Here is a 9,521-nt window from a genome sequence, read left to right on the forward strand (position 1 = left end):
TTCGAACGCAAGCCCTGATTCAGACAGAGCGTTCCACAGCCTGCTGTGCCAGCAGTGAAAGGCTGTCCTTAAAAGGCGAGTCGGGCATGATGGCCAGCGCTTCCAGCGCACGCTGAGCACGATCGTTGGCCTGCTGGCGCGTGTAGTCGAGCGCACCGGTATCGTGGACGATGCGCAGGATCGTCTCTAGGTTATCCATACCATCGCCTTTTTCGATCGCCTGACGGATCAGTGCGGTTTCTTTGGCATTGCCTTTCTGCATGGCGTGCAGCAGTGGCAAGGTGGGTTTGCCTTCGGCAAGATCGTCGCCCACGTTTTTACCCATCTCGGCGGCGTTGCCGGCGTAATCCAGATAGTCGTCGATCAACTGGAAGGCCATGCCCAGTTCCTGGCCGAATACGCGCAGTGCTTCCTTGTGCGCTTCCGGTGCCGAGGTCAGCATGGCACCTGTATGAGCGGACGCCTCGAACAGCATCGCGGTCTTGCCGCGAATGGTGCGGTAGTAGTCGTCTTCACTGATGTCAGCGTTACCGATATTGGTCAGCTGAAGCACTTCACCTTCGGCGATCGTCGAGGTGGCGTGTGACAGTACGGCCATGATCGGCATTGAGCCGACATCGACCATCATCTCGAACGAGCGGGAATAGAGGAAGTCTCCGACCAGAATGGACGGTGCATTGCCCCACGTTTCATTGGCCGTCGCCTTGCCGCGTCGCAGGCTGGACTCGTCGACCACATCATCGTGCAGCAGTGTCGAGGTATGCATGAACTCGATCAGCGCCGCCAGCAATGTGTGACGATCGCCTTCATATCCCAGTGCTCGTGCCGCCAGCAGTACCAGCAGCGGGCGCACTCGCTTGCCGCCGCTGTCGACGATGTAGTGACCAATCGTCTCGATCAGTGTGACGCCGGAAGCCAGCCGTTCATGGATGATCCGGTTCACTTGCTCGAAGTCGTCAGCAACAGGGGCATGCGTGGGTAGGGCGCTCAATGACATGGGCATACTCAGTGTAAGACAGTAAGAACGTTAGGCGCGGACGAGCTAGCCGAGCGGTGTGCACGCCATGATAGCTATCATGTTATCGCATGATGGCGCGTCGTGTATGACAGATCGCCATTGGCCTGCTCAGCATGCCGCGAGTCACCCTTCGCCGTCCAGCATCAACAGGTCGCTCATTCAGCTCATTACCTTACCATTTTAATCGGTGTTGGTCAGGCCAGCGCTGCCAAAGGGGTCCGTCATCCGAGCGCATACCGTTCACTATAGCGACAATCTGTGAGCCACGATGTGCTGCGACGAAACGTCTGCCAGTAAGAGGCTGGGGTTTGCCCTCGCTTAACGCGACTTAAGGTATCCTAGGCCGCATTCAAGCGATGACATTGGCAGGGATGCGTGTCTCGCGTGATCACGACTGTGCATAAAGTTACACAGGCACCGCCACGATCAGTACCGCGCGTTTTCTATCGCCGTCTTCCTATATAAGAAACAAGGGCATGCTTCATGGCGCACTACCTACTGCTAGATCCCTCCACTTTCGATCCTCAGTCACTGACGACACCTGCCATAGAGCAGCAGCAACAGCGCGATGCCGATAGCATAGCGACGATCGATAACCCTGCGATTCCCGCGATCGTTGCTGAGCAGCTGCGGTTGCAGCCGTGCGTTCAGGGCAGTGTGCTCTGGCAAGAGAGCCACGAGTGGGCTGATGCCCTGTCGGAAGACTATCGCCCTTGCATCAGCGGCTGGCTTGACGCTGACCTTTCTACGCAGGCTCTGGCGATGGCCCTCAGAGCCAACATGGTGCAGCCCATTCCCAACGGACGTCGAGCGCTCATTCGCCTATATGACCCTCGCGTTCTTCAGCATTTGCATGTGCTATTGGGAGAGGAGCAGCTCGCGGCACTAATTTCGCCAGTAACACGCTGGACGTACAGCGACTGGAACCATGACCTTCAGACGATCGAGATCAAGGCACCGCGCCGACAGGTGAATCTGACCGAAGAGCAGTGGGCCTCGATCAAGCGGTTCGATGCCACGTCGCACGTGGTCAGCGTCTGGCGAGATATGCGTGCAGAGAGCGAACGCAAAGTCCCGCATGACGCCTCGGTCAAGGCCGATCGACAAGTGGCAAACGCACTGAACTACGGGCTGGAAACCCAGATGGATGTGACCGCTTATGCTCTGTGCGGACTGGCATACCGCGAAGATTTCGATCAGATACCTGAAGTGCAGCGCATGCTGCAACAGTGCGGACAGGGCACACCATTTATGTATTTCATTGATACGATTCAGAATGATTTTTTGATGTGATTTAAGGGGGAAAACAATGAGTTCTATAAACAATGTAATTAATGCTAGAGAATCAACTCAACCATCTATAAGTGATTGGGCAAAAAATACATGTTCCATTATCGATAGTGCCCACGGAGGATGTCCTTCATGCAATAGAGAAGGGGATATTTAATATAGAAAATATAAAGTGTAACAAAGGAGCATGTGCTGCATGGTCTTCTCTGGTTTCCCTTCGTGATTCAAATACTGCTCGTGATGTATATTTTGTATATGTGGAAGTGCCATACTCTAAAAAGTGGCTGGATAAAGTTTCTAAAGATAAAAATAAAAGAAAGTCAGTGATGCAGTTTTTTCGTGTAGGACATATTGATAAGTGTAAGGAAGTAGTGATATTAAAAAACCTTGTTCCTGAATATAATAAATATACTGACCCCCGTTCTCTATTAATTGATCAGCTATATCGGGGTCGATTTTATTATTCTGAAAATGAAGAGGGCTATATTGGAAATCAAGATGCCTTTGATAATATGTCCTCGTATGCAATACAAACAAAAAATTGTGGTTTGCGCGTCATTTGCATTAATTATACGTAATTATATTGGGATAATTGAGCAAATTAATTGTCTGCGCCATTAGCTATTTGAAAAATTTCAGAAAAATATTCTTCCTGGTAATGAGGGGAGCTTTTATAATGACAGTTTATAGAACTGTAGTGCGTTTTGATAATACGAGGATGGTATAATGATGTCAAAGTTTTTGCTATTTACCTTATCCCTGTTGGTATCTGTTAATTTAAATGCCAAAGAAATAATGGTAGATAAATATAGTGTAATAATTAATAAAGCTAATCGTGAAATAATGCAAGGCGGAGAGCATCGTGAGAATGGACTTGATCTTTTAGATTCTATCACGGGTGTCTCAGTGAATGCTCGCACGACCTTAGCCATTGATTTAATGTCACACGGGGGGATAAGAGATGCTATTGCTCCAAAAGCAAGGTTGTTATTAGAATCTGCTTTTAGAGAGGGTGATATGGACGCAGGCCGGTTTTTATTAAATTTTTACGTTGGGGAAAAAGTTGATACAAAAGTATTCCCTAAAAATAATGAGAAGGCTATTTATATTCTAAAAAAAGTGCTTTTTCAGCACCCGTCTAGCTCGGGTGTTTTAGAGAGTTTGTTAGGAGAGTTGCTGTTGGAACAAGGTCAGACAGAAGAATCTATATTTTGGCTGGAACAGTCAGTTGATCGTGGTAATGTGTTTGCAACAAAAACATTAGTTTCATCTTTATCTTATGGCGATAAAAAAGACATTATAAAAGCATGGTTTTATAGCGATATAGGAGGAAGTTCTATGGCATCTGAGCGATATAAATTAGAACAACAAATGACTCCTGAGCAAATAGAGCAAGCCCAGCAGATATCATGGTACTGGCAGGATGTCCATCATATACGCTTGCCAGGTTACCGTGAGCAGGGTAGCCCCATTATTTGGCAGGTGGAGTAGCCATACAGTTGTAGCATTAATATTTAAAATATTTACTAAGCTCATTGAGTTGCAATTATATATATTTAGAGAGTATTTCGAAACCCTGACATCAGCTTTTTTAAAACAGATCATGCATATCGCTGCAATGTGAAGGAGCAGTCTCGTACTGAACGGCTAGCTGCCTAGCGTGATCGAGCCATGCAAAGGTGCGTTCTACCACCCAGCGGTGTTGGCTTAGCGTCGTGCTACTGTCCTTGCCACGGCGAGCTGCGCGGGCGCGATGCCTCGAACTACACAGGTTTCCAGACAATACCAATAGTCATAGGTCTTGTCAGCGTAGAGCTTGTTTGGACGATATGCCAGAATTCGTCAGGAAGTAGCCATACTGTGAGATTTTTGGGCAACATGGTTTTTTAAGGGGTTTTGAAGCACTCTCTAAGTGTAAGGGAATAGTTGATTTTGAAAATTAAAAACTTTATTTCCAAATGTAATATTTACCATTATTTATTGGTTGATATAATATATCAGGAATGATTTTATTTTTCCGAAAATAAAGAAGGATGCGTTGAAAATAAAAAGAGGGAATAAAGAATAATTTGGCGTTCTAAGTTGGGTCGTGGGGTGACAGTGAATTTTATATTGACTCATATAAAATAGAAACTTTTCTATTGATAATGAGAGGCTAGTGTGAAGAAAATAGCTGTTTTTTTAGCATTGTTTTTTGTTTTTGGAAGAGCTTATTGCGATGAAAAACATTGTGGTTCAACTGACTATAGCTGCTTGATTAATAGTGCTCGTCACAAAATTTACCTTGGCCAGCGTGAAGAAGGTATAAGGGATTTGACTCCCATTACGGGGCTTTCTGTTGTGTCGCGAAGAGTGTTAGCGATTACGATTTCCTCTGGTGATACAGGAGATGATCCCCAAAATATGATAAAGTCAAAGCTATTATTAGAATCGTCTTTTCGAGAAGGGGATATGGTTGCCGGAAACTTTCTACTGAATTTTTACTATGGCAGTCATGTAGATAGAAAGTTGTTCCCGGAAAACAATAATAGAGCTATTTATATTTTAGAGGAAATACTTCGCCAGCAGAAAGATAGCTCAGGAGAACTTGAATGTCTTCTGGGTGAATTGCTTCAAAAAAGCAATAAGGAAGATGAGGCCATTTACTGGTTAGAGAAAGCAGCCAATCGTGGATACCTGTTTGCAGGACGCAGACTGGTCCCTATTTTTTCTAGTGGTAAAAATAAGGATTTGGTTAAAGCGTGGTTCTATAGCGTCATGGGCGGGTCTTCGATGGCTAATGAGCGGCACGATATAGAGAAGCAGATGACGCCTGAACAGCTCGAACAGGCGCGGGAAATGTCGTGGCAGTGGCAGGATGAACACCATACACATGCACCGGGCTATCGTGGGCAGGGCAGTCCTCTGCGCTGGCAGGTAGAATCGCATTGATATCAATCTTGAAAACGACGAAAGAAGATAGGAATAAGCGAGAGCAAGCGCTGTGATAGATTTATGCCTATAGATTATGAGATTTAACGCCATGAAGAAGATATTTATTTTCTTCATGGCATGTGCAGTTAGTTCCCGATGGTGAATCGCACCGTGTTTTTATCTATGTGTTTTACTTCCGCTCACTTCATGGGGGATATATGAAGGGTATTGTGGCGTGTTTGTTACTGCTATTTTCCTGTAATGCACAAGCAAATAATATTAAAGTTGATGATAGAGCATTCTATGAGGCAAGAATGATGCTCAAAAGCGATAACATAGAAAATAGAGACAAAGGTGTGGAAATTCTTCAAAAAATGACAGGACGATTTATTCAAGCAAGATACTCGCTTGGATGGTGGCTCTTGATGGTAAAGGGAAATAATGATGAAAGAGGAATCGCTCTGATATCATCTGCTGCTACTGAAGGGAATAGTAGTGCCGGATATTTTATGTCTGATGTATATAAAAATGGAATGAATGGGAAAAAATTAAAAAATGAAAAGAAAGCGGTGAAATTATTAAGAGAAGTACTGGTAAGAGCTGACCATCCTTCGGCCGACGAGGAGCAAACACTGGGACAGTGGTTGATGGAGGAGGATGAAATTAAGAACAAGAAAGAGGCGATTTATTGGCTGGAACGGTCTCTCAACCACGACAACTTGTTTGCGATTTCAATACTCGTTCCGCTTTTGGTGGAAGGAGAAGAGCGGGATCTCGTCAAGGCTTGGTTCTACAGCGATCTTGGGGGAACCGGGATGGCGAGCGAGAAACACGCCATTGAGAAGCAGATGACGCCTGAACAGCGTGAACAGGCGCAGGAAATGTCGTGGCAGTGGCAGGATGAGCATCACATCCATGTGCCAGGTTACCGTGGGCAGGGCAGCCCTCTGCGCTGGCAGGTAGAATCGCATTGATTCACTTTTAGTTCCATGTGAAGGGTTGTGAGATCAGTGGGTTACAACGCTCGTTCGCCAGGTGGTCGTGGTTGAGGACGTATGCTGTCCAGTGTCGTTTGTTATCGAATGAGTACTGGAGGTATGACCTTGAAAACGAGCAACTGGCTGGCGGGAAGTGCCATGGCGATGCTGTTGTCGCTTCCTTCGGCATGGGCACTGGACGTGGGGGAGCAGGTCGTATCGTCCTGCCCATTGAACGATTGTGATGCGACGTTATCGCTGACCTATCTGGGAGAAACGTCGCTGTCGTGGGATTACAGCGTTGATGGCATCCCTTTCGGCGGAATTTCTGGGTTGGACTACGATGCGGCTTCCGGCCGTTACATTGCGCTGAGCGATGACCGTTCGCAGCGCGGCCCTGTGCGTTTCTATGAGATCGGGTTGAACGTGACGGATGAGGGCCTTCAGGGCGTTTCCGTTCTGCGCACCGTCCAGCTCAAAAATAAGCGTGGCCGATCGTTCTACAGAAATGCCGTGGACCCTGAGTCGATCCGACTGGGGGCTGATGGCAACGTTTACTGGACCACCGAGGGCAGCCGTCAGGCGGGGGCGCCGACGCTGGTAAAAGTGTCGGATCGAGATGGCAATTTCATCCGTGATTTCGAACAGCCTGACGGGTTTGCACCGACTTCGGACCGTTCTTCCGGCATTCGTGAAAACATGGCGTTCGAGGGGCTGACGTTCCTGCCTTCCGGCAATATAATCGCGGCGATGGAAACCGCTCTCTATCAGGACGGCGGGCAGGCATCGCTGCGGCACGGTACGCTGTCGCGCTTCGTTCGCTACGAGCCGACGTCGGGCAAGCCTACGGCAGAGTATGCCTATCCGGTGTCGGCGATTCCTCAGCGGCCGCTGACCAGTCCGGTCGAAAACGATAATGGTGTGTCGGAGGTGCTAGCGCTGGATGAGCATCGTTTGCTGGTCATTGAGCGCAGCATTGCGAGCGGCTTCGGGTTCACCATCAAGGTTTATCTGGCCGATACCGATGGGGCGACGGACATCTCCGGCGTTGAATCGCTGACGGAAAGCCACAACGACATCGTGACGATGCGCAAGCAACTGGTCATTGATTTTCGTGCGTTGGGACTGACGCCCGATAATATCGAATGCGTGTCCTTTGGGCGCGACAGCGATGGCAACGAGATTCTGGTCTTCGCTTCTGACGACAATTTTAGTGCCAGTCAGAAGACGCAGTTCTACGCCTTCCGGGTTAATCAGCGCCCGCACTGATACCTTCATGCAGAAAAGCCCTCTTCACCGAATGTGTGAAGGGGGCTTTGTCGTTTAAGGTTCAGAGCGGGCGTGTAAGCACATGCCCTGATCTTCGAGGGCGGCTGTCAGTGGTGGGCCACGGCCTGCTCGGCGTTCCTTGCACTGTGGGCGGCCTGTTGCGTGGCGTCTTCCTTGCGGCCGAGACCGGGCATGGTGGCGTTGACCAGAATGGCGGCGTTGCCGTTGATCCGCCCCTTGAGCAGCTCCTGGTGGGCGTAGGGGACTTCGTCGAAGCGAAAGACCTTGTTGAGTGTTGGGGAGATGCGCTTCTGGTTGACCAGCTGCAGAAACTCGTGGCACTCGCGGATATTGGCGTAGTGAGACCCTTGAATGCGCTTCTGATGCATCCACAGATGGCGAACGTCGAAGTCGCAGTTGTAGCCGGATGTGCCGCCGACGGTGACGACCATTCCTGAGCGGTCGCAGATCTGTAGTGATGTTGGGAAGGTATCCTTGCCGGAGTGCTCAATCACCAGCTTCGGCAGCTCTTTCTGGCCCAGCGCTTTGAAGAAGTCGCGACGGAAGGCGGCAAACGCTTTTGCCCAGGCGTCGTGTTCTTCGCTGGTGACGTTGGGCAAGCGTCCGAAGTGGTGATAGTGCTGGCGGATAATGTACCCCACGGCCCCCAGCGAGCGGATGTATTCCCCCTTTTCTTCACTGGACACCACGCCGACAGGTAGGCCGCCCAGTGCACGTACGATCTGCACCGACAGTGATCCTAGCCCGCCCGCCGCGCCCCAGATCAGTACCGGGTCGCCCGGCTTGACGTTGTTGGGTACCCAGTGGGTCAGCTGTTTATAGGCCGTGGGCCCATTCAGCATCAAGGTGGCGCTTTCTTCCCAGGTCAGGAAATCCGGTTTGGGAAAGCACTGGTAGTCTTCGACCACGGTGTATTCGGCAAATGAGCCGTAGTTGCGTTCATAGCCGTAGATCTCCTGAGAACGCGTGAACATGGGGTCCGGTGCCGTGCGTGATTCCATTGATGTGGCGTCGTAGATCGAGCAGGACACGACGACGGCATCACCGGGTTTGACGTGAGACACCTCATCGCCGACGGCCGTCACGATACCGGACGCTTCTGAACCGCCGATGTGAAACGGCTCGGCGTTGCGGTTGCGCTTGCGGCGGGCAGCAATGACATCGACGGGGTTGCCCATGGCGGCCCAGACATTGTTGTAGTTGAGGCCGGCAGCCATGACGCGGATCAGCACTTGGTGGGACGACAAGGCGGGCACGGAGATGACTTCAGGCTGAATAGCGTCGATGGGGTCGCCATAGCGTTCCGAGCGGATCACATAGGCGTTCATTGTCTTCGGGTAGTCCTGGTAGGCGAGCTGCTCTTGGCGAGTGGCCATGGTGTGCACTCCTTGTCACAAATGGTGTTTGTTTGCGTTATGAGTCGTCGCTATCAATGGGCGTGTGAAGGACGCATGGCGCTGGGCAGTGCGGTGAGGCGGCGTCCTTTGCTGAGCCGGTGTTATTCGTTCTGGTGGTGCTGGACGGGTTTGACGTGATATCCCCGCGTGACGATGCCAGTGGCGGTGGCGCATACGCTGTCTCGGGCGCTGTAGAGGCGCGCGGAGACGAACACCAGTTGCTGGCTTTTTCTGTCGATCTGCGCTTCGATCCACGCGGGTTTGTGGCGCACGATGCGCAGCAGTTTCATCGAAAACTCAATGACGCCGGAGGGCATGCCGCCCAGCGCGTTAAGGCCGCAGAGGCCAATAGCGGCCTCCATGGCGGCGCTGATAACGGAGCCGTTGATGCCGATGTCTTCCAGCACGCCGAAACCGCCGCGATGGCAGGGGTTGTCATCGTTGAGGTGCAGTCGAAGGCTGTGGTCGTCGAGGTGATAGATATGAAGACCGAGCCGTTCGAACAGAGCTGAGTGGTTGAAGCGTTTTACGACGTCGTCGCTGGTCATGACGGTGTATGCCTGTGAGTTGTGAAATGGGCGGATAACCTCGGTTGTATGGCGAAGGCCTGCCGCTGTGGACGGCGGGCCTTCTGGG

General features: G+C 50.5%; 9 protein-coding genes. 6 read left to right on the top strand and 3 right to left on the bottom strand.

Going from position 1 to position 9,521, the window contains the following annotated elements; genetic code table 11:
• Nucleotides 1-19: 19 nt before the first annotated feature.
• Complete coding sequence (gene ispB, locus ACMHYW_RS01805) at nt 20-997, bottom strand: octaprenyl diphosphate synthase (RefSeq protein WP_414500629.1); 978 nt, start codon at nt 995-997, stop codon at nt 20-22.
• Between the two features lie 504 nt (nt 998-1,501).
• Here ispB and ACMHYW_RS01810 point away from each other — a divergent pair.
• The 6 genes from ACMHYW_RS01810 (at nt 1,502) to ACMHYW_RS01835 (ending at nt 7,467) form a co-directional block, all read left to right on the top strand.
• Nucleotides 1,502-2,311, top strand: coding sequence for a DUF4123 domain-containing protein (locus ACMHYW_RS01810; protein WP_414500630.1), 810 nt, complete (start codon nt 1,502-1,504; stop codon nt 2,309-2,311).
• 71 nt (nt 2,312-2,382) lie between these two features.
• Nucleotides 2,383-2,886: a hypothetical protein gene (locus tag ACMHYW_RS01815; protein ID WP_414500631.1), complete on the top strand. Its 504-nt coding sequence runs from the start codon at nt 2,383-2,385 to the stop codon at nt 2,884-2,886.
• A 148-nt stretch (nt 2,887-3,034) separates the two neighbouring features.
• A complete protein-coding gene (locus ACMHYW_RS01820) occupies nt 3,035-3,799 on the top strand; it encodes a hypothetical protein (RefSeq protein ID WP_414500632.1) in 765 nt (254 codons plus the stop codon).
• 669 nt (nt 3,800-4,468) lie between these two features.
• On the top strand, nt 4,469-5,239 hold the full coding sequence (locus ACMHYW_RS01825) for a hypothetical protein (protein ID WP_414500633.1): 771 nt from the start codon (nt 4,469-4,471) through the stop codon (nt 5,237-5,239).
• 200 nt (nt 5,240-5,439) lie between these two features.
• Nucleotides 5,440-6,195: a hypothetical protein gene (locus ACMHYW_RS01830; protein WP_414500634.1), complete on the top strand. Its 756-nt coding sequence runs from the start codon at nt 5,440-5,442 to the stop codon at nt 6,193-6,195.
• A gap of 123 nt (nt 6,196-6,318) precedes the next feature.
• Nucleotides 6,319-7,467, top strand: a complete 1,149-nt coding sequence (locus ACMHYW_RS01835) for an esterase-like activity of phytase family protein (RefSeq protein ID WP_414500635.1) — start codon at nt 6,319-6,321, stop codon at nt 7,465-7,467.
• A 107-nt stretch (nt 7,468-7,574) separates the two neighbouring features.
• Here ACMHYW_RS01835 and ccrA read toward each other — a convergent pair whose 3' ends face one another.
• Nucleotides 7,575-8,864, bottom strand: coding sequence for a crotonyl-CoA carboxylase/reductase (gene ccrA, locus ACMHYW_RS01840; RefSeq protein WP_414500636.1), 1,290 nt, complete (start codon nt 8,862-8,864; stop codon nt 7,575-7,577).
• Between the two features lie 122 nt (nt 8,865-8,986).
• The gene (locus ACMHYW_RS01845; RefSeq protein WP_414500637.1) at nt 8,987-9,433 is read right to left on the bottom strand and encodes a PaaI family thioesterase; all 447 of its coding nucleotides are present in this window, start codon (nt 9,431-9,433) and stop codon (nt 8,987-8,989) included.
• Nucleotides 9,434-9,521 lie beyond the last annotated feature (88 nt).

It is taken from the genome of Zymobacter sp. IVIA_12111.31 C1, assembly GCF_047495495.1.
Lineage (GTDB): Bacteria > Pseudomonadota > Gammaproteobacteria > Pseudomonadales > Halomonadaceae > Zymobacter.

What these genes read in the sequence shown, in the direction of transcription:
- ACMHYW_RS01810 (WP_414500630.1), top strand. Translation starts at nt 1,502, where the DNA reads ATGGCGCACTACCTACTGCTAGATCCCTCCACTTTCGATCCTCAGTCA.
- ACMHYW_RS01820 (WP_414500632.1), top strand. Translation starts at nt 3,035, where the DNA reads ATGATGTCAAAGTTTTTGCTATTTACCTTATCCCTGTTGGTATCTGTT.
- ACMHYW_RS01830 (WP_414500634.1), top strand. Translation starts at nt 5,440, where the DNA reads ATGAAGGGTATTGTGGCGTGTTTGTTACTGCTATTTTCCTGTAATGCA.
- ccrA (WP_414500636.1), bottom strand. Translation starts at nt 8,864, where the DNA reads ATGGCCACTCGCCAAGAGCAGCTCGCCTACCAGGACTACCCGAAGACA.
- ispB (WP_414500629.1), bottom strand. Translation starts at nt 997, where the DNA reads ATGTCATTGAGCGCCCTACCCACGCATGCCCCTGTTGCTGACGACTTC.
- ACMHYW_RS01835 (WP_414500635.1), top strand. Translation starts at nt 6,319, where the DNA reads ATGACCTTGAAAACGAGCAACTGGCTGGCGGGAAGTGCCATGGCGATG.
- ACMHYW_RS01845 (WP_414500637.1), bottom strand. Translation starts at nt 9,433, where the DNA reads ATGACCAGCGACGACGTCGTAAAACGCTTCAACCACTCAGCTCTGTTC.